This is a genomic window from Streptomyces sp. NPDC050732, from assembly GCF_040654255.1.
Classification (GTDB): Bacteria; Actinomycetota; Actinomycetes; order Streptomycetales; family Streptomycetaceae; genus Streptomyces.
This window is the reverse complement of sequence record NZ_JBFAHP010000059.1, coordinates 1-21,227: the sequence shown is the minus strand read 5'-3', so window position 1 is coordinate 21,227 and position 21,227 is coordinate 1. Positions and strand designations below refer to the sequence as shown.

Sequence of the window (21,227 nt, the reverse complement as noted above, 5' to 3'; positions counted from 1 at the left end):
CTCTTCGCAGCTGTCTCGCTGCTCGCGGTCTCCCTCACCGCGCTGGCCGTCCTCTGCGTCGTCCAGGACGTACAGATGGTCGACACCCTGGTCTACCGGGCCGAGGGCGCGGCCGTCGCCAACGGCAGCGACCTGTACGGCTTCACCGTCACGGAGTGGGAACTGCCCGCCACCTACCCGCCGTTCGCCGCGATCCTCTTCGTACCGACGACCTGGCTTCCCGTAGGGGTCCTGAAGGCCGTCTTCCTCGTCGGCAACGCCGGTCTCCTCGCGCTCCTGGTCCGCCTCTCCTGCCGTCTCGCGGGCCTCCCCGCGCGCGCCGCGCCCCTCTGCGCCGCCACGGCCCTCGCCCTCTGGCTCGAACCCGTCTTCCAGACCGTCCTGTTCGGCCAGATCAACCTCGCGCTGGCCTGCCTCGTCCTCTGGGACCTCACCCGGCCGCCCGGCGCACTCGGCAAGGGCTTCGCGCTCGGCGTCGCGGCCGGCGTCAAGCTGACGCCCGCCGTGTTCATCGCGTACCTGCTGCTGCGGGGGCGGGTCCGGGAGGCGGCCACCGCGCTCGCCGGGTTCGCGGGCACCGTGCTGCTCGGCGCGCTGGTGCTGCCCGCCGCGAGCGTCGAGTTCTGGACACGGCGCGTCTTCGAGACGGGCCGCGTCGGCAAGGCGTGGATCGTCGACAACCAGTCCCTGCAAGGCCTGGTCGCCCGGCTCCTGCACGCCGCCGAGCCGGGCGCGGCCTGGGCCGTCCCGGCGGCGGTGACGGCCGCCGCCGGCCTCTGGCTGGCCCGCCGCACGCCCGGTGAGCCCCGCGCACTGCTCCTGGCCGCGTTCACGGCCCTGCTGGTCTCGCCCATCAGCTGGTCGCACCACTGGGTGTGGTGCGTGCCGCTCCTCGCGGTCCTGGTCGCGGAGGGCAGGCGGTGGACGGCCGCAGCCGTGGCCGTGCTGTTCACCGCCCGCACCTTCTGGCTGCTGCCGCACCGGGGCGACCTGGACCTGCACCTGCCGTGGTGGCAGCAGCCGTTGGCGTCGCCGTACGCGCTGCTCGCAGTGGCCGTGGCGCCGATGTTGAGTACGTACCTGAGTACGCGGACCGAGGTGCCGGTCCCGCACCCGCGGGTTGACTCGCTCCATGCACCCCGAGACGGAGCCCCGCCACGAGTGGGCAGCACGTAACGCCGCCCATGCCGCCGCACATCCGGTCCCGCGGCCGTCCCGCGTCGTCGCCCTGGCCCTGGCGACCCCGGTCGTCCTCCTGCTCCTCGTACTCGGCTGGTACGTGGTCGCGCTCGACGCGGAGCTCGGCGACGCGTCGTCGCCGGAGCACCAGGAAGTGGTGGGCCGCTACGTCCTGGCGACGCTCGGGGGCCTCGGCTGCCTGACGGCGGGCTGGCTCACGCCGCGCGAATCGCGCGCGGCGTGGCTGCGGACGGCGTGGGCGCTGATGTCGGTGCTGGTGATCCCGACCGCGATGCTGGCAGGCGCCTAGCCCCCCCCCCGGGGGCTACTGGGCCAGCAGCTCGTCCGCGTCGACGATCCGGTACGCGTACCCCTGCTCGGCGAGGAACCGCTGCCGGTGGGCGGCGAAGTCCTGGTCGATGGTGTCGCGGGCGACGACGGAGTAGAAGCGGGCCTCGTGCCCGTCGGCCTTGGGCCGCAGCACGCGCCCGAGCCGCTGGGCCTCCTCCTGCCGCGACCCGAACGTGCCGGACACCTGGATGGCGACGGTGGCCTCCGGCAGGTCGATGGAGAAGTTGGCGACCTTCGACACGACGAGGACGGAGATCTCGCCCTCCCGGAACGCGCCGAAGAGCTTCTCGCGCTGCGCGTTGGTCGTCTCGCCCTTGATGACGGGCGCGTCCAGGTGTTCGCCGAGCTCGTCGAGCTGGTCGATGTACTGCCCGATGACGAGGGTCTGCTCACCCGCGTGCTTCTTGACGAGCGCCTCCGTGACCTTCCGCTTCGTGGCGGTGGTCGCACAGAACCGGTACTTCTCCTCGGCCTCGGCGGTGGCGTACGCGAGCCGCTCGCTGTCGGTCAGATTGACCCGGACCTCGACGCAGTCGGCGGGCGCGATGTAGCCCTGCGCCTCGATCTCCTTCCACGGGGCGTCGAACCGCTTGGGCCCGATGAGCGAGAAAACGTCGGACTCGCGCCCGTCCTCGCGCACGAGGGTCGCGGTGAGCCCGAGGCGGCGGCGCGCCTGGAGGTCGGCGGTGAACTTGAAGACGGGCGCGGGCAGCAGGTGCACCTCGTCGTAGATGACGAGCCCCCAGTCCCGCGAGTCGAAGAGCTCAAGGTGCGGATAGATGCCCTTCCGCTTGGTCGTGAGCACCTGGTACGTGGCGATGGTGACGGGCCGGATCTCCTTCCGCGTCCCGCTGTACTCCCCGATCTCGTCCTCCGTCAGGGAGGTCCGCTTCACCAGCTCGTGCTTCCACTGGCGGGCGGAGACGGTGTTGGTGACGAGGATGAGGGTGGTCGCCTTGGCCTGCGCCATGGCGCCGGCGCCGACGAGCGTCTTCCCCGCCCCGCAGGGCAGTACGACGACACCGCTGCCCCCGTGCCAGAACCCCTCGACGGCCTGCTGCTGATAGGGCCGCAGCGCCCAGCCGCTCTCGTCCAGGTCGATCTTGTGGGCCTCACCGTCCACATACCCGGCGAGGTCCTCGGCGGGCCAGCCCAGCTTCAGCAGCGTCTGCTTGACCTGCCCGCGCTCGGAGGGGTGCACGACGACGGTGTCCGGGTCGATCCGCTCCCCGACGAGCGGCTGCACCTTCTTCGACCGCAGGATCTCTTCAAGCACCGGCCGGTCGGTGGTGGTGAGCACGAGCCCGTGGGTGGGGTGCTTGGAGAGCGTGAGACGCCCGTACCGCGCCATCGTCTCGGCGACGTCGACGAGCAGGGCGTGCGGCACGGGGTACCGCGAGAACTCCACGAGCGCGTCCACGACCTGCTCCGCGTCGTGCCCGGCGGCCCGCGCGTTCCACAGCCCGAGCGGCGTCACCCGGTACGTGTGGATGTGCTCGGGCGCCCGCTCCAGCTCGGCGAAGGGCGCGATGGCCCGCCGACAGGCATCGGCCTGCTCGTGGTCGACCTCCAGCAGGAGAGTCTTGTCCGACTGGACGATGAGGGGACCGTTCACGCGAGCGCCCTTTCCATAGGCCAAACGTCCAGTGTGCCGCATGGGGGCGGATCGGGGTGGTGACGTCGGCTACAGGGCGGCGGCGCGGTCGCTCTGGGCCGCCCCCCTTCGGCGATGCCACCGGCAGGAGCGGTCGGCGATGCCACCGGCGGGAGCGCCCGACCCGCTACCGTGAACCGGATGAGCACCGACGAGCCGCAGCCCACGGACCGTGCCGGCGCGAGTGCGCCCGTATCGCCTCGCGGCGCGGAGACGCCCCGTTCCCTCGCCGAAGCGCTGCGGTCGCGGGAGGACGGCGCGCTCGCCGAGCTGCTCCGGGTCCGGCCCGACCTGCTGAACCCGGTGCCCGGCGACCTGACCCAGCTCGCCACGCGTGCGGGGACCCGGGCCTCCGTGGTGCGGGCCCTGGAGCGGCTCGACCGGTTCGCGCAGCAGGTGGCAGAGGCGCTCGCCGTGGCGTCGGACCCCGCCTCGTACGAGGAGGTCCGTGGGCTGCTCACGGGGGACGACGGGGACCCGGCCGTCGAGCGGGCTTTGGAGCGCGCCCTCGGCACGCTCCACGCGCAGGCCCTGGTGTGGGGGCCAGACGACCGGCTCCGGCTCGTCCGTACCGCGCGGGAGCTCCTCGCCCCGTCGCCGCAGCACCCGTCCCCGACCGGCCTCGGCCCCACCGTCGCCGAGGCCACGGCCGGCATGTCGCCGACCCGCATCCAGGACATCGTCGCGGCGGCCGGGCTGCCGACGACGCACGACCCGGTGTCCGCGGTGCAGTCGCTGACCGCGCTGTTCACGGACCGTACGCGCATGTCGGCGCTGCTCGACGAGGCGCCCGCCGAGTCCGTTGAGGTGCTGTCCCGCCTCGTGTGGGGGCCGCCCTACGGGCAGGTCACCGCCGATCCGGCCCGGCACCTGCGCTGGCTCCTGGACCGGGGGCTGCTGCTGCCCACCGCGCCCGGCACCGTCGTACTGCCCCGCGAGGCCGCCCTGCACCTGCGCGCGGGCCGCGCCCACCGCACGGTCGAACCGACGCCGCCGCCCGTCGAGGCGGCGCGCGAACACCGTCCACAGGTTGTGGACGCGACCGCCGCCGGGCAGGCGTACACCGCGCTCGCCACCGTCGAGGAACTGCTGAAGGACTGGGACGAGGGCGGCCCCGCCGTGCTGCGCGCGGGCGGCCTCAGCGTGCGCGACCTGAAGCGGACCGCCGTGGCGCTCGCCACGTCCGAGCCGCTGGCCGCCTTCTGGGTCGAACTCGCCTACGCCGCCGGTCTGCTGGCGTCCGACGGCGAGGCCGACGAGCGGTACGCCGCGACGCCCGCGTACGACGAATGGCAGGAGCTGCCCGCCCCCGAGCGCTGGGCCGCGCTCGCCGGCGCCTGGCTCGCGGCCACCCGCACGGCGGGGCTCGTCGGCGGCCGCGACGGCAAGGACCGCACGCTGTCCGCGCTCGGGCCGCACCTGGACCGGGCGTCCGCCCCCGAAGTCCGCCACCGGGTCCTCGCGCTCCTCGCCACGCTCCCCGAGGGCTCGGCGCCCGCCCCGGAGTCCCTCCAGGCCCGGCTCCGCTGGGAGCGCCCGCCCGCCGGCCGCAACCGTCCCGCCGACGCCGGGTCCGCGTCCGCGTCCGCGTCCACTCCGGATCTGCGCTCCCGTATCGCCCAGTGGACGTTGGACGAGGCGGAGTTGCTGGGGGTCACGGGGCGGGGGGCGTTGTCCACGCATGGGCGGGCGCTGATCGAGGAGGCATCTTCGGGGGCCGGCGGCGGTGGGGCCGGTGGGAGTGCCGGTGGCGGTGGTGATGGCAGTGCTGGTGCGAGTGGCAGTGCCGGTGGCCGTGGTGGTGGCGGTGGCGGTGACGGTGCTGGGAGCAGCGGCGCCGGTGGCGGTAGCAGCAGCGGTGGCCGTGGTGGTGCCGGTGGTGGTGGCGGTGCCGGTAGTGCTGGTGAGCGGCGGCTTGCCGCCGCTCGTGCCGCCGGGCTCCTCGCGCCGCTCCTTCCCCAGCCCCTCGATCACGTCCTCCTCCAGGCCGACCTCACCGCCGTCGCCCCCGGCCCGCTGGAGCGGCCGCTCGGCGACGCCCTCGCCGTGCTCGCCGACGTCGAGTCGAAGGGCGGCGCCACCGTCTACCGCTTCTCCCCCGGCTCCGTGCGCCGCGCCCTCGACGCCGGGCAGTCCGCGTCCGACCTGCACGCCTTCCTCGCCGCCCACTCCCGTACGCCGGTCCCGCAGCCCCTGGCCTATCTGATCGACGACGTGGCGCGCCGCCACGGCCACCTGCGGATCGGCGCCGCCTCCGCGTACGTGCGGTGCGACGACGAGGCGATGCTCGACGAGATCATGGCCGACAAGCGCGCGCAGAGTCTGCGGTTGCGGCGTCTCGCGCCGACCGTGCTCGCCGCCCAGGTGGATCCCGGCACGCTTCTGGACGGGCTGCGTTCCATGGGGTTCGCGCCCGCCGCGGAGAGCGCGGAGGGCGATGTCCTGATCACCCGCGCCCACGCCCACCGCACGCCGCCCCGCTCGGCGCCCGAGCCGGTGCCGGACGGGCCGCCGCTGCCCGGCGCCACGCTCGTCGACGCGGCGGTGCGGGCGATCCGGGCGGGGGATCTGGCGTCCACGGCGCCCCGCAAGGTGGCGCCGGCGGCCTCGTCCGCCTCCCCTGCCTCCCCTTCGGCCTCGGCGGACGGTCGGCTGCCGCGTACCACCGCTGCCGAGACGCTCGCCACGATGCAGGCCGCGGTGCTGACCGGCGAGGCGGTGTGGATCGGCTACGTCAACGCGGAGGGGGCCGCGAGTCAGCGTGTCATCGCGCCGGTGCGGGTCGAGGGGGGCTTCGTCACGGCTTACGACCACACTGCGGACGAGGTCCGTACGTTTCCCTTGCACCGGATCACTGGTGTCGCGGAGCTCGCCGACGACTGAGTACGCCTCTGGCGTGCCTGCCCCTGTCGGGGGGCCTGGTGGGCGGCTTTCGGGTGCGGCCGCGTCGTGGCTGGTCGCGCAGTTCCCCGCGCCCCTGAAGGGGCGCCCCCCGTGCCGTGCTCAGCCCAGCCCAGCCCAGCACCGCGCCCCCGAAGGGGCGCCCCACCCACGAAGTCCCGTCCCGGGAGAAAGTCGTTGGCGTCGGTGGGTGAGGCGCGTCTAGGATTCCCCCTTCCCCGGCCTCCTCCGCGGAGCGCCGCCGTCCGGACGGAAACCGGGTGGCAGCTCGATGAGCCAGCACCACGACATCGCTGAACCGCCGGAGGCACCCCGTGCACGCGCACGTCGACCCTGATCCACTTGATCCCGTAGACCCCCTCGCCCGGGAGCGCGGCCACCTCGCCGCGTCGCGGGACGCCCTGCGCGCCATGCGTGAGGACGCCGAGGCCCTCGACATCCGCGACGTCACCGCGAACTGGGTGAACGCCGCCGTTCTTGAGCGGCAGCTCGACGAACGGATCAAGTCCCTCGCCGATCTTGCGCACACTCCGCTCTTCTTCGGGCGGCTCGATTACCTGCACGCGCCCGGCGCCGAGCAGGCGGAGGGCGCGGCGGGCGAGCAGTTCTACATCGGGCGGCGGCACGTGCACGACGCCGGCGGGGACCCGATGGTCATCGACTGGCGCGCGCCGGTCTCCCAGCCGTTCTACCGGGCCTCCAAGAAGGACCCGATGGACATCGCGCTGCGCCGCCGCTTCGGCTACACCGGCGGCGACCTCACCGCGTACGAGGACGAGCACCTCAGCGACCCGGGCGAGGCCGAGCGGACCAGCGCGCTGCTCCAGCGGGAGATCGAGCGGCCGCGCGTCGGACCGATGCGGGACATCGTCGCCACCATCCAGCCCGAGCAGGACGAGATCGTGCGCAGCGGGCTGAGCGGGAGCGTGTGCGTGCAGGGTGGTCCGGGGACGGGCAAGACCGCCGTCGGGCTGCACCGGGTCGCCTATCTGCTGTACGCGCACCGGGAGCGGCTGGCCAGGACCGGCACCCTCGTCATCGGGCCGAACGCCTCCTTCCTGCACTACATCGAGCAGGTCCTGCCCGCGCTCGGCGAGCTGGAGGTCAAGCAGGCCACCGTCGACGACCTCGTCGCCCACGTGGAGGTGCGCGGCACGGACGAGCCGGCCGCCGCCCTCGTCAAGGGCGACGCCCGCATGGCGGAGGTGCTGCGCGACGCCGTGCGGTCGCACGTCACCCTGCCCACCGAGCCGGTCGTGGTCGTCCGCGGGTCGCGCAGGTGGCGGGTCCCCGCGTACGAGTTGGCGGAGATTGTCGAAGAGCTGCTCGCGCGGGACATCCGGTACGGGGCCGCGCGGGACGCCCTGCCGCAGCGCATCGCGCACGCCGTGCTCGTCCGCATGGAGCAGGCGGGCGAGGCGCCGGACGACCGCGTGCAGGACGCGGTGGCCCGCAACACCGCGGTGAAGGCGGCGGTCAAGGCCGTGTGGCCGCCCGTCGATCCCGCGAAGCTGGTGCTGCGGCTGCTGTCGGACGCGGATTTCCTCGCCGCGCACGCCGGGGGCGTTCTGAGCGAGGAGGAGCAGAAGGCCGTGCTGTGGGCCAAGCCCGCGCGGAGCGTCAAGTCCGCCAAGTGGTCCGCCGCGGACGCCGTGCTGATCGACGAGGCCACCGATCTCGTCTCGCGCACCCACTCCCTCGGGCATGTCGTGCTCGACGAGGCGCAGGATCTCTCCCCCATGCAGTACCGCGCGGTGGGCCGGCGCTGCACGACGGGTTCGGCGACCGTCCTCGGCGACCTCGCGCAGGGCACCACGCCGTGGGCGACGCGGAGTTGGGACGAGGCGCTGCGGCACCTCGGCAAGGACGGTGCTGTCGTGGAGGAGCTGACGGCCGGTTTCCGCGTGCCGCGCGAGGTCATCGCGTACGCGTCGCGGCTGCTGCCGGACATCGCGCCGGGTCTCACGGCGGTCGACTCGGTGCGTGAGGCGCCGGGTTCGCTCGCGGTGCGCCGGGTGGCGGAGGGCGGGGACGCCGAAGGACTGGACGCGGCTTGTCTGGAGGCGTGCGCGGAGTCGTTGCGGCAGGAGGGCTCCATCGGTCTCATCGCCGCGGACGCCCGGATCCCGTCGCTCGCCGGGGCGCTCGCGGCGGCCGGGATCACATACCTCTCCCCCGGCGAGGAGACGACGCAGGACACCCGCCTCACGCTGGTGCCCGCGTCCCTCGCGAAGGGCCTTGAGTACGACTACGTGGTACTCGACGAGCCCACCGCGATCGTCGACGGCGAGCCCGACGAACGCACGGGCCTGCGCCGCCTCTACGTGGCGCTGACCCGTGCGGTCTCCGGCCTGATCGTCGTCCACATGACCGACCTGCCCGAGCAGCTCGCTTAGAGCTCGTCTTTGGGGTTCTTGGGGTCGGCCGGTGCGCCGGCAGCTGCTGGAGCTGCGGCCGAGGGCAGGTGCGTGACGATGAGGACGATGCCCGTGAGCGTGACGACGCGGGTCGCCGCGTCCAGGCCGTTCCAGGCGTCCGACTGCCACATGGCGAACCATTCGCCGCCGATCCCGATGAAGCCGACGCCGAAGAGGAGGAGGATCATCAGCAGACCGATGCTGCCGGTGCGGCGGGCGCGGTGGAGGCCCTCGGACCGGCTCGGGCCCTGCGGGCGGCGCAGGGCGCGGGCCCACAGGACCGTCGACGTGCCGAGGACCAGCGCGGCCAGGGTTTCCCAGGCGATGATCCCGACGTACGCCGTGTCCTGCAGCGCGGTGGACTCCACGGCGCGCCACTTGAGGCCGTTGTCCTTGAAGGTGGTGTCCATCGCGAGGACATGGCGTACGAACTGCTGGTTGGTCTCGAAGTCGGTGATGTTCCCGAACGCGACGAGCGCGATGTAGAGCGCGACCGTCCCCGTGAGCAGTGTCGCGGCGACGGGCAGCGTCCCGGCCGCGAGTATGCGCTCCGCGGGACGCGTCTTTTCTGCTGGTGTCGGCATGAGGTCCCCTCCGTGTCGAACCAGTTCTATCGCGTCCCGCGGAGCAACGATCAACCGGTGAGCGACCGCTCCGCGTCCAGCGCGGTCCGCCACTCCGCGACCGCCGCGGCACAGACCGGCGCCGACCAGCCGTCGGGCCGGGCGGCGCCGCCGATGTGGAAGGCGTCGACGCCGGCCGCCGTCAGCCGCGGCAGGTGGTCGAGGCGGAGACCGCCGCCGATGAGGAGCTGCGGCTCGTAGCCCGGTTCGCCGCGCCGGGCCGCCTCGGTGAGCAGCGTCGGCAGGCCGTCGTCGACGCCGGTCGCGGCGCCCGCGGTGAGGTAGGTGTCGAGGCCGGGCAGGTCGGCGAGCTGCTTGCGCAGGGCGTCGCGGTCGGCGGCCCGGTCGATGGCCCGGTGGAAGGTCCAGCGGCACCCGTCGAGGGCGCCCGCCAGCGCTTCGACGGCGGGCAGGTCGGGGCCGCCCGCCTCGTCGAGGAAGCCGAGCACGAACTCGTCGGCGCCCTCGCTCCTGAGCTCGTGGGCGCGGCGCAGCAGTGCGTCGACGTCGCCCGCGGCGAACCCGTCGGCCAGCCTGAGCATGACGCGCAGCGGGATGTCGACGGCGGAGCGGATCGCGGCGAAGGTCTCGCGGGACGGGGTGAGGCCGTCCGCGGCCATGTCGGTCACCAGCTCCAGGCGGTCCGCTCCGCCGGCCTGGGCGGCGACGGCGTCCTCGGTGTCGAGGGCGATCACCTCCAGGACTGCACGCTTGCTCATGGATGTCTCTTCCTTCTGCTCGCTGCTCGATCCCGGCACGTACGTCTCACGCACATAGGTCTAGTCCAATTACCAGCCTACGCGCAGAACACCCCGGCGCGAGCCCTGTCGCTCGTGCCGGGGTGCGGGAATCGCCCGGGAAGGGGAAGTACGTGCGGAAGGTCAGGCCAGCGGCTTGAATCCCCGCAGGCGCAGGCTGTTGCCGACCACGAAGACCGACGAGAACGCCATGGCCGCGCCCGCGATCATCGGGTTGAGCAGTCCGGCGGCGGCCAGCGGGAGCGCGCCGACGTTGTAGGCGAAGGCCCAGAACAGGTTCGACCTGATCGTGCCGAGGGTGCGGCGGGAGAGCCTGATCGCGTCGGCCGCCGCCCGCAGGTCCCCCCGTACGAGAGTGAGGTCGCCCGCCTCGATCGCGGCGTCCGTGCCGGTGCCCATCGCCAGGCCGAGGTCGGCCTGGGCCAGCGCCGCCGCGTCGTTCACGCCGTCGCCGACCATGGCCACGGACTTGCCTTCCGCCTGCAGCCGCTTCACCACGTCGACCTTGTCCTGCGGCATGACCTCGGCGATCACGTGCTCGGGGGCGATGCCCACCTCGGCGGCGACCGACTCGGCGACGGCCTTGTTGTCGCCGGTCAGCAGGATCGGGGTCAGGCCGAGCGCGCGCAGCCGCCCGATGGCCTCGGCGCTGGTGTCCTTCACCGCGTCGGCGACCTCAAGGACCGCGCGGGCCTCGCCGTCCCAGGCGACCGCGATGGCGGTACGACCGGCAGCCTCGGCCTCGACCTTGGCGCGCTCCAGCCCGGCGGGCAGCCGGATCTCCCACTCCGTGAGCAGCTGCTCACGCCCGACCAGGACCGCGTGTCCCTCGACGATGCCCTGCACGCCGAGGCCCGCGACGTTCGCGAAGTCCTCCGGGGTGGGCAGTTCGCCCACCTCGGCGGCGGCACCAGCGGCGACGGCTCGGGCGATCGGGTGCTCGGAGGAGTGCTCAAGGGCGCCGGCGAGGCGCAGGACCTCGGCCTCCGTGGTGCCGTCCGCGGTGTGGGTGGCGAGGAGCGTCATCCTGCCGGTGGTGACGGTGCCGGTCTTGTCCAGGACGATGGTGTCGACCTTGCGGGTGGACTCCAGGACCTCCGGGCCCTTGATGAGGATGCCGAGCTGGGCGCCGCGCCCGGTGCCGACCATGAGGGCGGTCGGCGTGGCGAGGCCCAGGGCGCACGGGCAGGCGATGATCAGGACGGCGACGGCGGCGGTGAAGGCGGCGGTCAGACCGGCGCCGTTGCCGAGCCAGAAGCCGAGCGTGGCGAGCGCCAGGCCGATGACGACCGGCACGAACACCGCGGAGATCCGGTCGGCGAGGCGCTGGGCGGCGGCCTTGCCGTTCTGCGCGTCCTCGACGAGCTTGGCCATGCGGGCGAGCTGGGTGTCGGCGCCGACGCGGGTGGCCTCGACGACGAGGCGTCCGCCGACGTTGAGGGTGGCGCCGGTGACGGAGTCGCCCTCGCCGGCCTCGACGGGCACGGACTCGCCGGTGAGCATGGACGCGTCGACGGCCGAGGAGCCCTCGACGACCTTGCCGTCCGTGGCGATCTTCTCGCCGGGCCGCACCAGGAAGCGGTCCCCGACCTCCAGCCGGCTCACGGGAATGGTCTCTTCGCGCCCGCCGTCGCGCAGCACGGTGACGTCCTTGGCGCCGAGCTGGAGCAGCGCCTTCAGGGCGGCGCCCGCCTTCCTCTTGGAGCGGGCCTCGAAGTACCGCCCGGCGAGGATGAACGCGGTCACCCCGGCCGCGGCCTCCAGATAGATGTTCCCCGCGCCGTCGCTGCGGGCGATGGTCAGCTCGAAGGGGTGCGTCATGCCGGGCGTGCCCGCGGTGCCGAAGAACAGCGCCCACAGGGACCAGAGGAACGCCGCGGACGTGCCGACGGAGATCAGCGTGTCCATGGTGGCGGCGCCGTGCCGGGCGTTGGTGTACGCCGCCTTGTGGAAGGGCCAGGCCGCGTACGTGACGACGGGCGCGGCGAGCGTGAGCGACAGCCACTGCCAGTACTCGAACTGCAGCGCCGGGACCATCGCCATGACGATGACGGGCACCGACAGGAGCGCCGCGGCGGTCAGGCGCTGCCGGAGCGGCCGCAGCTCCTCGCGGGCCTGCCGCTCCTCACGCGCCTGCCGCTCGTCGTCAGTCTCGTCGGCCCGCCGCTCGCCGCCCGCGGGCGGGGCCTCGTCGCGTACGGGAGTGGGCTCCTGCGCGGTGTAGCCGGTGGCCTCGACGGTCGAGATCAGGTCCTGGACGGAGATGTCCGCGCCGCGGTAGCTGACCTTGGCCTTCTCGGTGGCGTAGTTGACGGTCGCCTCGACGCCGTCCATGCGGTTGAGCTTCTTCTCGATCCGGGCCGCGCAGGAGGCGCAGGTCATGCCACCGATGGCGAGTTCGACCTCTGCGGCGGGCGCCGCCGTCCCGGCGGCACCGGGTGTGCTGGTGGCCATGGTTTCGGCTCCTGTACGAGTCGGGGTCCAGATACCCGGGGCGGGTACCGCTGACGAGATCCATGTATACCCCTGGGGGGTACCGAGCGCAAGGCCTTCCCCCCGCGACTCGCCCCGCTTGACTTCATACCCCAGGGGGGTATCTTCGGTGTCATGAACTCCGGACTGAAGATCACCGCATTCGCCGCCGCCGTCGCCGCGACCTTCGGCACCGCGTACGGCGTGGGCACGGGCATCGACCCCGTCACGGACAAGGCGCCGGCCGCCCGGCACGGGCAGCACGACGGCGACCGGCGCGAGGAGCACGACGAGAACGACGAGAACGAGCAGCACAAGGAGAACGAGGGGAACGCAGCGGTCCCCGGCGGCCTGCAGATCTCCGACCGCGGCTACACGCTGGACCTCAAGACGTCCCGCATCGACGCGGGCCGGCCGGAGGAGCTGCGCTTCGCCGTCGTCAAGGACTCCTCGGGCCGGAACGTCACGGCGTACCAGAAGGAGCACGACAAGGAGCTGCACCTCATCGTCGCCTCACGCGACCTGACCACCTACCGCCATCTGCACCCGGCCCGCGCGGCCGACGGCACCTGGTCGACGGAGGTCGAGCTGCCCGAGGCGGGCGGCTACCGCGTCTTCGCCGACTTCCGCCCCAAGGGCGCGAAGGAGGGCCTGACGCTGGGCGCCGACCTCGGCGTGGCGGGCGCGTACGCCCCGGAGGAACTGCCCGCGCACAGCACCACCGCGCAGGTCGACGGCTACGACGTCACGCTGAAGGGCGGGCTGAAGACGGGCGCGGGCGGCGACCTCACGCTGAGCGTGGCGAAGAACGGCAGGCCGGTGACCGACCTGCAGCCCTACCTGGGGGCGTACGGCCACCTCGTGGCGCTGCGGGCGGGCGACCTCGCCTACCTCCACGTCCACCCGAACGGCGCGCCCGGCGACGGGAGGACGAAGGCGGGCCCCGGCATCTCGTTCGGCACGGCGGCGCCGAGCAAGGGCGCGTACCGCCTGTTCCTCGACTTCAAGCACGAGGGGAAGGTGCGGACGGCGGCGTTCACGGTGCACGCGGGCGGCGGCGCGCACGCCGAACCGGAGAAGGGGGGCGGCCACCAGCACTGACGCCGCCCGTGTACGTCTCAGGCGGTCGTCGGCGCGACCGCCGCGAGCTCGTCCACCGAGCCCGACATGACGGCCCGGACGTGCGCGGTCAGATGGTCGAGGGGCCAGTCCCACCAGGCGAGTTCGAGCAGCCTGGCGATGTCGTCGGCGCCGAAGCGGCGCCGGATGAGCTTCGCCGGGTTGCCGCCGACGATGCCGTAGTCGGGCACGTCGTCGACGACCACGGCGCCCGAGGCGATGATCGCGCCGTGCCCGATGCGGACGCCCGGCATGACGGTCGAGCGGTAGCCGAACCAGACGTCGTTGCCGACGACCGTGTCGCCGCGTCCCGGCAGCCCGGAGATCAGGTCGAAGTGCTCGCTCCACGACCCGCCCATGATCGGGAAGGGAAACGTGGAGGCCCCGTCCATCCGGTGGTTGGCGCCGTTCATGATGAACCGGACGCCCTCGCCCAGCGCGCAGTACTTCCCGATGACCAACCGCTCGGGACCGTAGTGATAGAGCACGTTCCGCGTCTCGAAGGCGGTCGGGTCATCGGGGTCGTCGTAGTACGTGAAGTCCCCGACCTCGATCAGCGGTGACGTCACGAGCGGCTTGAGCAGCACCACTCGCTCCTGTCCCGGCATGGGATGCAGCACGTCCGGATCGGCGGGAACGAGGGGTGCGCCGGAGCCGGACGCGTCGGAGGCCATGCCCCCATGATCCCCCTCATCCGAAGAGGCACAACTCCTTTTCGGTGACGCCGGCCAGCTCGTACCGCGTGCCCGTCAACGGCCGCCCCGCACACAGCCGGACCAGCGTCGGCGCGTCCCCGATGTAGCGGGCCGGCGGCCGCTTCCCGTCGGGGACGCCCAGGGCCAGCGGCTCGTCCCGGCCGTCGACGTCCGCGTGCAGCGGCGGCAGTGCGGCGGCGGCATGCGCAGACCTGCTGAACCGCTCAAGGAGCACCAGCGCGTCGGCCAGCCCCTCACCGCCGTACGCGCCCGGCTTCCCCCACGCCTCCCGCACGTCCCCGGCGTGCACCCACTCCCCGAGGGCGACACCGTCCAGCATCCCCTTGGCCGCGGCGAGAATCGGCCCGGCCTCCGTCATGCCGCGCTCCAGCTCGTCCACGACACGGGAGTTGGACCAGTCGGCGCGCTCGGCGATGTCGCGTTCGTTGCTCTCGGGCGAGTACACGCCCTCCTCGAAGCGGCTCTCCACCACCCGCATCAGCGCGGAGCCGCAGTGCGCGAGCACATGCCGCACGGTCCAGCCCGGACAGCAGGTGCGGATCTCGTACGCCTCGTCGGGCGCGGCCCTCAACAGCGGTATGAGGGCGTCGCGTTCGGTACGGAGGAGACGGCCCGCGCGGTCGGGTTCGTAGTTCTCGTCGATGCCTGTCATGACGGCAGCCAACCGCCTGCGACCGCACATGGCAACATACCCCCCTCGGGTAAGAGGCGACTAGAGTCACGGCATGGCCGACGAAAAGGACCTCCACGCCCGCTGGGCCACCGCCCTGCTCCGCGCCGTCGAGGGCGCCCCCGACCCCGCCCCCTACGCGGACCGTCTCCTCGCCCGCTGGGCCGAGCCGCAGCGCCGGTACCACACCACCGACCACCTGGCGGCGGTCCTCGACCACATCGACGTCCTGGAGGACCACGCCGACGACCCCGACCTCGTACGCCTGGCGGCGTGGTTCCACGACGCGGTGTACGCACCCGACCGCTCGGAGAACGAAGAACGCTCCGCCCGCCTCGCCGAGCGCGCCCTCACCGAAGCGGGCCTGCCCGCCGACCGGACGGCCGAGGTGACGCGCCTGGTCCGCCTCACCGTCACGCACGACCCGGCCGACGGCGACCACAACGGCGAGGCGCTGTGCGACGCCGACCTGGCGATCCTCGCGGCCTCCCCGGACGCGTACGCCGCCTACGCGGCCGCCGTCCGCGAGGAGTACGGCTTCGTGCCGGACGAGGCGTTCCGCCGGGGCAGGGCCGATGTGCTGCGCCAGCTCATGGCGCTCCCCCGCCTCTTCAGGACGCCGCACGGCACGGCCCACTGGGAGGCACCCGCCCGCGAGAACCTGGCGACGGAACTGGCGCTCCTGGAAACCTGAGGCCCTTCCGCCGCCGCTCCCGTACTCTCTGCCGCATGCTTCTCATGGGTGGGGACCAGATCGACGAGGCCGTCGCGCACGCGGCCGGGGTGCTGCGCGCGGCGGCGGACCGCGACTGGGACGCGAAAGCGGGCGGGCTCGACTGGAGCTGCCTGAAGACGGCGGAACACATCGCGGGCTGCCACATCGCGTACGCGGCCCAGCTGACGGGCCGCGCCAAGGACGCCTACGTCCCCCTCGACGCCACCCTCGACGAGGGCACGGGCCCCGAGGGCGCGATCCAGGCGATCGAGGCGGCGGGAGCCATCCTGTCCGCCGTGGTCCGCACGACACCCCGCGGCGTCCGCGCCTACCACCCCTACCCCTCCGGCGCCGCCGACGCGACGGGCTTCGCCGCGATGGGCGTCACGGAGGTCCTCCTCCACACGCACGACATCGCCCGCGAGCTCGGCGTCGACGAAGAACCGCCCGCCGACCTGTGCGCGGCGGTCCTCGCGCACCTCTTCCCGCACGTGCCGCCGTCCCTCACCGGCACCACCCCCTGGGAAACGCTCCTGTGGGCCACGGGCCGCGGCACCCTGCCGGGCCGCGCGCCCGTCACGCAGTGGCGCTGGCACAACCCGCACTCCTTCCCCGCAGGCCCCGTCGCCCTGCGCGAGGTGACGCCCGCGGCCGCCGCGGATCTCGCCGCGGGCGGCACCGGCGGACTGACCTGGCTGGGCGGCGCCCCCTTCGACGGCACCCGCACGGCCGCGGACATGCTCACGAAGGCGTACGCCGCCGGGGTGCTCCGCCCTGGCTGGGGCATGTACGCGCTGGTGCGCACCGCCGACGAGCTGGCCGTCGGCGGCATGGGCTTCCACGGCCCGCCGGACGACAACGGCTGCGTCGAGGTCGGCTACGACCTGGTGGAGGCGGCCCGCGGCCACGGCTACGCCACGCAGGCCCTGCGTGCGCTCTCCGACTGGGCCCTGACCCACCCCGAAGTAACGTCCCTCCTCGCCGTGACCACCCCCGAGAACGTCCCGTCCCAACAGGTGGCAACCCGCGCCGGCTACCGCCGCCTCCCGGACCGCGACACGAACCACGCGTACGGCTTGCAGCGGGCCTGAGCCCTGCCGGGCCGCCTCCTCACTCCAGAGGCCGCAGAAAGCGCCGCTCGTAGCGCCGGATGCACCGCGTCCGGCGCGCCAGCTCGAAGGCTGCCTGGCACTCGGGGTCCGTCGCGCTGTCGGTGCGGTACTGCTCGTACGCGGCGAGGCTAGGGAAGGAGAAGAGGGCGTACGCGATGTCGCTGTCGCCCTCGCTGGGGAGGAAGTAGCCGTGGTGGGTGCCGCCGAAGCCGTTGACGAGGCCGACCCAGCGGCGGCCGTACTCCTCGAAGTCGGCGATGCGCTCCGGGTCGATCTCGTACTTCAGATGAACGGTGATCATGCGCCCGACCCTAGGGCCTCTGCCGGACCCGTGGTCCGGGCGCGCGAGGCAACTGGTCCGGGCGCGCGAAGCAACTAGGCCGGCCGCCCCTTCGGCCTCCGCAGCCCCGCCCCCGTGAGCCTCCGCACCAGTTCCTTCGAGCCGACCTCCACCGCGCCCGCCCGCACCGCGTCCTCGTACCGTTCCGCGGGTACGTCGTAGTGGTCGCGCTCGAAGGCGCGTGGCGGGCAGCCGATGCGTGCCGCGAACGCGTGCAGCTCGTCGAACGAGACGTCGCTGACCAGGTGGGACCACATGCGGCCGTGCCCCGGCCAGGTCGGCGGGTCTATGTAGACGCTCACGTCAGGCCGCCCACCGGTGCCACGACCACGCCCGCCTTGCCGCACACCCAGTGCGGGTCGGGCCCCAGCTCCGGCTCCACGTCGAGCGCGTGGGGCTCTCCCGTCTCGCACACGGGGCACAGCGGCCACCGCCCGTACCGTTCCAGGAGCGCGTCCTGGACATCCTGGGCGACGAGCCCCGCGATGTAGTCGACGCCCTCGGGCCACTGCTCGACCCACCAGCGCCGGTGCGCCACCGACTCCTCGACCATCGAGACGACCTCGGCCTCGGCGACCTCGCGGGCGACCAGGTCGGCGAGGACAAGTGCGCGAGCGGCGTGCAACGCCTGCTCCAAGGGGTCGATCGCGTCCATGCGGCCATTGTCCCCCACAGCTCTTGACCGGGCTCGCGCCCGAAAATACCTTTCAAATGTGACCCATGACGTGAAGGAAATTTTCGCGGACGCCGCACCCCCCGCCCCCGCCGCCCTCGCGGCCAAGGTGCGGACCCTGGCCCCGTCGATGACCCGGTCCATGCAGCGGGTCGCCGAGGCCGTCGCGGGCGACCCCGCGGGCTGCGCGGCCCTCACGGTCACCGGCCTCGCCGAGCTCACGGGCACGAGCGAGGCCACCGTCGTGCGCACCGCCCGCCTCCTCGGCTACCCCGGCTACCGCGACCTGCGCCTCGCGCTCGCCGGTCTCGCCGCCCAGCAGCAGTCGGGGCGCGCGCCCGCCGTCACCGCGGACATCGCCGTCGACGACCCCATCGCGGACGTCGTGGCGAAGCTCGCGTACGACGAGCAGCAGACCCTCGCCGACACCGCGGCCGGGCTCGACACCGTGCAGCTCGGCGCCGCGGTCGCCGCGCTCGCCACCGCCCGCCGCGTGGAGATCTACGGCGTCGCCGCGTCCGGGCTCGTCGCCCAGGACCTCGCCCAGAAGCTGCTCCGCATCGGGCACATCGCGCACGCGCACTCCGACCCGCACCTGGCCGTCACCAACGCGGTGACGCTCCGCGCGAAGGACGTGGCGATCGCGATCACCCACTCCGGTTCGACCGGCGACGTGATCGAACCCCTCCGCGTCGCCTTCGAGCACGGCGCCACGACGATCGCGATCACCGGCCGGCCGGGTGCGGCCGTCTCCCAGTACGCCGATCACATACTGACCACCTCCACGGCCCGCGAGAGCGAGCTGCGGCCGGCCGCGATGTCGTCCCGCACGAGCCAACTCCTGGTCGTGGACTGCCTGTTCGTGGGCGTGGCCCAGCGGACGTACGAGACGGCCGCGCCCGCGCTCGCCGCGTCCTACGAGGCGCTGGCCCACCGCCACAGCCCGCGCGGCACCAGCCGCTGACGCCCCTCCTGCCACCCCCCCCAACCCCCCGCACCGGACACGAAAGAGCCGCAGCCGCCATGACCTCCACCACCGACGCGACCGGCGCGACCGACCCGACGGGCGCCCCCCACCACCACCAGCACAAGCGCGGCGACGACTACGGCGAGCTCCGCGCCCAGCTGGCCACCCTCACCACCGAGGCGTTCCGGCCCGAGCTCTCCGGCATCGACCGGCTGCCCACCGCGGAGATCGCGGAGATCATGAACGGTGAGGACGCCACCGTCCCCGCGGCCGTCGCCGAGCAGCTCCCCGCCATCGCCGCCGCCATCGACGGCACCGCCGAGCGCATGGCCCGCGGCGGCCGCCTGGTCTACGCGGGCGCGGGCACCGCGGGCCGGCTCGGCGTGCTCGACGCCTCCGAGTGCCCGCCCACCTTCAACACCGACCCCGGCGAGGTCGTCGGCCTCATCGCGGGCGGCCCGAGCGCCATGGTCAAGGCGGTCGAGGGCGCGGAGGACAGCAAGGAGCTGGCCGCCGAGGACCTGGACGGGCTCGGCCTCACCGCGGACGACGTCGTCGTCGGCATCTCGGCCTCCGGCCGCACCCCGTACGCGATCGGCGCCGTCGAACACGCCCGCGCCCGCTACGGCGCGCTCACCATCGGCCTCTCCTGCAACGCGGGCAGCGCGCTCGCGGCCGCCGCCGAGCACGGCATCGAGGTCGTCGTCGGCCCCGAACTCCTCACCGGCTCGACCCGCCTCAAGGCCGGCACGGCCCAGAAGCTCGTCCTCAACATGCTGTCGACGATCACGATGATCCGCCTCGGCAAGACGTACGGAAACCTGATGGTGGACGTCCGCGCCTCGAACGAGAAGCTGCGGGCCCGCTCCCGCCGCATCGTCGCCCTCGCCACCGGCGCCTCCGACGAGGAGATCGAGGCCGCGCTCGCCGCCACCGACGGAGAGGTGAAGAACGCCATCCTCATCATCCTCGGCGGAGTCGACGGCCCCACGGCGGCCAACCTCCTCACCGCCTCCGACGGCCACCTCCGCGCGGCCCTCGACAACTCCCGCACCAAGGACTAGCCCTTCAGCTGTTTCTCTGTCGGGACCCGCTTCAGCCGGGAAACCCCGCCGTGTCGATGGTCGCCGCGAACGGATCCGGCAGCTTGAGGCTCTCCCCGAACGGCACCCGCTCGGCGTGCTTGTACGCCCCGTTCTGCGGGCCGGTGAAGAGCGTGACGGTCGGCCCGTACTCGTCGAAGCGGTCCACGAGCAGGTAGACCGGCACCGGGGCGTGCCCGTAGGCCCACAGCTTCTTGGTCCGGTCGTCCTTTGCGTTGCTCTGCGAGGTGATCTCGACGACGAGCAGCGCCTCCGACGCGTCCAGCGGATCGTTGACGTCGGGATCAGCGGCGTCCACGGTCTTGCGCGGGGCGAGTACGAGGTCCGGGACGTACAGCTTGCCCAAGGGGGCGATGTGGAGGCCGAGGGTCTGGTACACCCCCAACTCGTCCGGCGTCGACCGGTAGAGGACCCTCTGGAGGGCGTCAGCGATTCCGTTGTGGTGCCTGTGCGGCGGCGGTACCAAGGCAATCTGCCCTTCATCGATCTCGGCGTGCCAGCCCTCCGGCACATCCAGCTCACGCCATGCCTGGAGCAGGACGTCCCACGACCGGGGGTCGGGAGCCGTGTCGTGCTCGACCGGTGCTGCGGTCATCGCTGGTCCCTTCTCTTGTGGCCTGCGCGCGAGCGTAGATCGACGAACTTGCGGTCGTTGACCGCCCGGTCCCAGCGTCCCACGAACGAGCGCCCGAGACGCCGACCCGCTCACCGCGGCCGTGCCTGGACCTGCCGGTTCAGTTGCTGCACCTTCGCCCTGAGGACGTCTCCCGGCTCGGCGTCACCCACCGCCGCCGGCGGGCAGTCCCACTCCCTGCCACCGCCGATCGGCCTGAGCTGCACGAGGCCCCCTTCGCAGCCCATGACCTCCCCGACACTGCCGTCCCGGTAGTCGACGGCGTACGTCCCCGCCTCCCGCACCCGCGGATCCTCCCCGTTCACCGCGCCTCCTCCAGTACGGCGGCCAGCCGCAGCGCGGTGTCGAGGTTGCACCGCCCCAACTCGACCAGAGGCAACGTCCCGTCGGCCGCAGCGGTCAACGGATCGATCCGCAGCGAGGGCAACGTGACCCCGACCTCCGCGAGCCCCGCCTTCAACTGCCGTACGGCCTCCTCGGCCGCCCGCACCCGCTCGTCCGTCGTCAGCGCCATGACCTCCGCCTTTCACACTGAGCGTTTCTTTCCCATCACCCAGAGTGTCCAACTGCGCGTGACCTGAAAAGTGCATGCGTCCCCACAACGCTCCGTGTTCGCGGGCCTGAGGGGGGAGACTTCGGTGGGCCTGCGCCTTTGACGGTCACCGGGGCCGCCCGGTTTTTTGCGGAGTGTGGCGCCTCCGGGCCACCAGTAAAGGGCGCTCCCTGCGGTCGCGTCGGCTCCGCCGATTCCGCTCCGCTCCACCCTTGACTGCCGCCCCTCCACCGCACGTTGACTGTGACCCGGACGGCCAGGGGTGGGGGC

General features: G+C 73.2%; 21 protein-coding genes. 9 read left to right on the top strand and 12 right to left on the bottom strand.

What is annotated here, in order from left to right:
• Window positions 1–18 precede the first annotated feature (18 nt).
• Both AB0H82_RS35115 and AB0H82_RS35110 read left to right on the top strand, forming a co-directional pair.
• On the top strand, window positions 19–1,176 hold the full coding sequence (locus tag AB0H82_RS35115) for a glycosyltransferase 87 family protein (protein WP_362999598.1): 1,158 nt from the start codon (window positions 19–21) through the stop codon (window positions 1,174–1,176).
• Entirely contained in the window at window positions 1,133–1,489 is a 357-nt protein-coding gene (locus tag AB0H82_RS35110) for a hypothetical protein (protein WP_362999587.1), read from the top strand. Before AB0H82_RS35115 ends, AB0H82_RS35110 begins: the two co-directional genes overlap by 44 nt.
• A 15-nt stretch (window positions 1,490–1,504) precedes the next feature.
• Here the strand turns inward: AB0H82_RS35110 and AB0H82_RS35105 are convergent, their stop codons facing one another.
• The gene (locus AB0H82_RS35105) at window positions 1,505–3,145 is read right to left on the bottom strand and encodes a DNA repair helicase XPB (RefSeq protein WP_362999586.1); all 1,641 of its coding nucleotides are present in this window, start codon (window positions 3,143–3,145) and stop codon (window positions 1,505–1,507) included.
• A 180-nt stretch (window positions 3,146–3,325) separates the two neighbouring features.
• On the opposite strand from AB0H82_RS35105, the gene AB0H82_RS35100 reads away from it, so the two are divergent.
• Both AB0H82_RS35100 and AB0H82_RS35095 read left to right on the top strand, forming a co-directional pair.
• Window positions 3,326–6,067 (top strand): helicase C-terminal domain-containing protein, encoded by a 2,742-nt coding sequence (locus AB0H82_RS35100; RefSeq protein ID WP_362999585.1) that lies wholly within the window; start codon window positions 3,326–3,328, stop codon window positions 6,065–6,067.
• 332 nt (window positions 6,068–6,399) lie between these two features.
• Window positions 6,400–8,481: an ATP-binding domain-containing protein gene (locus tag AB0H82_RS35095; RefSeq protein WP_362999584.1), complete on the top strand. Its 2,082-nt coding sequence runs from the start codon at window positions 6,400–6,402 to the stop codon at window positions 8,479–8,481.
• On the opposite strand, the gene AB0H82_RS35090 is transcribed toward AB0H82_RS35095, so the two are convergent.
• The 3 genes from AB0H82_RS35090 to AB0H82_RS35080 form a co-directional block, all read right to left on the bottom strand.
• Window positions 8,478–9,086 carry a DUF2165 domain-containing protein gene (locus AB0H82_RS35090; protein ID WP_362999583.1) on the bottom strand — a complete coding sequence of 203 codons (609 nt, stop codon included), beginning with the start codon at window positions 9,084–9,086 and terminating at the stop codon, window positions 8,478–8,480. The genes AB0H82_RS35095 and AB0H82_RS35090 overlap by 4 nt on opposite strands.
• Window positions 9,087–9,136: 50 nt before the next feature.
• Window positions 9,137–9,844 carry a copper homeostasis protein CutC gene (locus AB0H82_RS35085; RefSeq protein ID WP_362999582.1) on the bottom strand — a complete coding sequence of 236 codons (708 nt, stop codon included), beginning with the start codon at window positions 9,842–9,844 and terminating at the stop codon, window positions 9,137–9,139.
• Window positions 9,845–10,006: 162 nt separating this feature from the next.
• Window positions 10,007–12,337: a heavy metal translocating P-type ATPase gene (locus AB0H82_RS35080; RefSeq protein WP_362999581.1), complete on the bottom strand. Its 2,331-nt coding sequence runs from the start codon at window positions 12,335–12,337 to the stop codon at window positions 10,007–10,009.
• Window positions 12,338–12,490: 153 nt separating this feature from the next.
• Here AB0H82_RS35080 and AB0H82_RS35075 point away from each other — a divergent pair, with 153 nt between their 5' ends.
• On the top strand, window positions 12,491–13,456 hold the full coding sequence (locus tag AB0H82_RS35075; RefSeq protein WP_362999580.1) for a hypothetical protein: 966 nt from the start codon (window positions 12,491–12,493) through the stop codon (window positions 13,454–13,456).
• A 17-nt stretch (window positions 13,457–13,473) separates the two neighbouring features.
• Here AB0H82_RS35075 and AB0H82_RS35070 read toward each other — a convergent pair whose 3' ends face one another.
• Window positions 13,474–14,148 (bottom strand): CatB-related O-acetyltransferase, encoded by a 675-nt coding sequence (locus tag AB0H82_RS35070; RefSeq protein WP_362999579.1) that lies wholly within the window; start codon window positions 14,146–14,148, stop codon window positions 13,474–13,476.
• A 16-nt stretch (window positions 14,149–14,164) separates the two neighbouring features.
• On the bottom strand, window positions 14,165–14,842 hold the full coding sequence (locus AB0H82_RS35065; protein WP_362999578.1) for a maleylpyruvate isomerase family mycothiol-dependent enzyme: 678 nt from the start codon (window positions 14,840–14,842) through the stop codon (window positions 14,165–14,167).
• A gap of 73 nt (window positions 14,843–14,915) precedes the next feature.
• On the opposite strand from AB0H82_RS35065, the gene AB0H82_RS35060 reads away from it, so the two are divergent.
• Window positions 14,916–15,554 (top strand): hypothetical protein, encoded by a 639-nt coding sequence (locus AB0H82_RS35060; protein ID WP_362999577.1) that lies wholly within the window; start codon window positions 14,916–14,918, stop codon window positions 15,552–15,554.
• 35 nt (window positions 15,555–15,589) lie between these two features.
• Window positions 15,590–16,666 (top strand): GNAT family N-acetyltransferase, encoded by a 1,077-nt coding sequence (locus AB0H82_RS35055; RefSeq protein ID WP_362999576.1) that lies wholly within the window; start codon window positions 15,590–15,592, stop codon window positions 16,664–16,666.
• Window positions 16,667–16,685: 19 nt separating this feature from the next.
• Here the strand turns inward: AB0H82_RS35055 and AB0H82_RS35050 are convergent, their stop codons facing one another.
• From AB0H82_RS35050 to AB0H82_RS35040, 3 genes are all read right to left on the bottom strand, one after another.
• A complete protein-coding gene (locus tag AB0H82_RS35050) occupies window positions 16,686–16,988 on the bottom strand; it encodes an NIPSNAP family protein (RefSeq protein WP_362999575.1) in 303 nt (100 codons plus the stop codon).
• A gap of 74 nt (window positions 16,989–17,062) precedes the next feature.
• Window positions 17,063–17,329, bottom strand: a complete 267-nt coding sequence (locus tag AB0H82_RS35045; RefSeq protein ID WP_362999574.1) for a DUF4031 domain-containing protein — start codon at window positions 17,327–17,329, stop codon at window positions 17,063–17,065.
• Window positions 17,326–17,682: a hypothetical protein gene (locus AB0H82_RS35040; RefSeq protein ID WP_362999573.1), complete on the bottom strand. Its 357-nt coding sequence runs from the start codon at window positions 17,680–17,682 to the stop codon at window positions 17,326–17,328. The genes AB0H82_RS35045 and AB0H82_RS35040 overlap by 4 nt, the downstream gene beginning before the upstream one ends.
• 58 nt (window positions 17,683–17,740) lie before the next feature.
• On the opposite strand from AB0H82_RS35040, the gene AB0H82_RS35035 reads away from it, so the two are divergent.
• On the top strand, window positions 17,741–18,664 hold the full coding sequence (locus AB0H82_RS35035; protein WP_362999572.1) for a MurR/RpiR family transcriptional regulator: 924 nt from the start codon (window positions 17,741–17,743) through the stop codon (window positions 18,662–18,664).
• A 59-nt stretch (window positions 18,665–18,723) separates the two neighbouring features.
• Window positions 18,724–19,731, top strand: a complete 1,008-nt coding sequence (gene murQ, locus AB0H82_RS35030) for an N-acetylmuramic acid 6-phosphate etherase (protein ID WP_362999571.1) — start codon at window positions 18,724–18,726, stop codon at window positions 19,729–19,731.
• Window positions 19,732–19,762: 31 nt separating this feature from the next.
• Here murQ and AB0H82_RS35025 read toward each other — a convergent pair whose 3' ends face one another.
• From AB0H82_RS35025 to AB0H82_RS35015, 3 genes are all read right to left on the bottom strand, one after another.
• Window positions 19,763–20,365 carry a Uma2 family endonuclease gene (locus AB0H82_RS35025; RefSeq protein WP_362999570.1) on the bottom strand — a complete coding sequence of 201 codons (603 nt, stop codon included), beginning with the start codon at window positions 20,363–20,365 and terminating at the stop codon, window positions 19,763–19,765.
• 110 nt (window positions 20,366–20,475) lie between these two features.
• Window positions 20,476–20,709 carry a hypothetical protein gene (locus AB0H82_RS35020; protein WP_362999569.1) on the bottom strand — a complete coding sequence of 78 codons (234 nt, stop codon included), beginning with the start codon at window positions 20,707–20,709 and terminating at the stop codon, window positions 20,476–20,478.
• Window positions 20,706–20,918: a hypothetical protein gene (locus AB0H82_RS35015; RefSeq protein WP_362999568.1), complete on the bottom strand. Its 213-nt coding sequence runs from the start codon at window positions 20,916–20,918 to the stop codon at window positions 20,706–20,708. Before AB0H82_RS35015 ends, AB0H82_RS35020 begins: the two co-directional genes overlap by 4 nt.
• Window positions 20,919–21,227 lie beyond the last annotated feature (309 nt).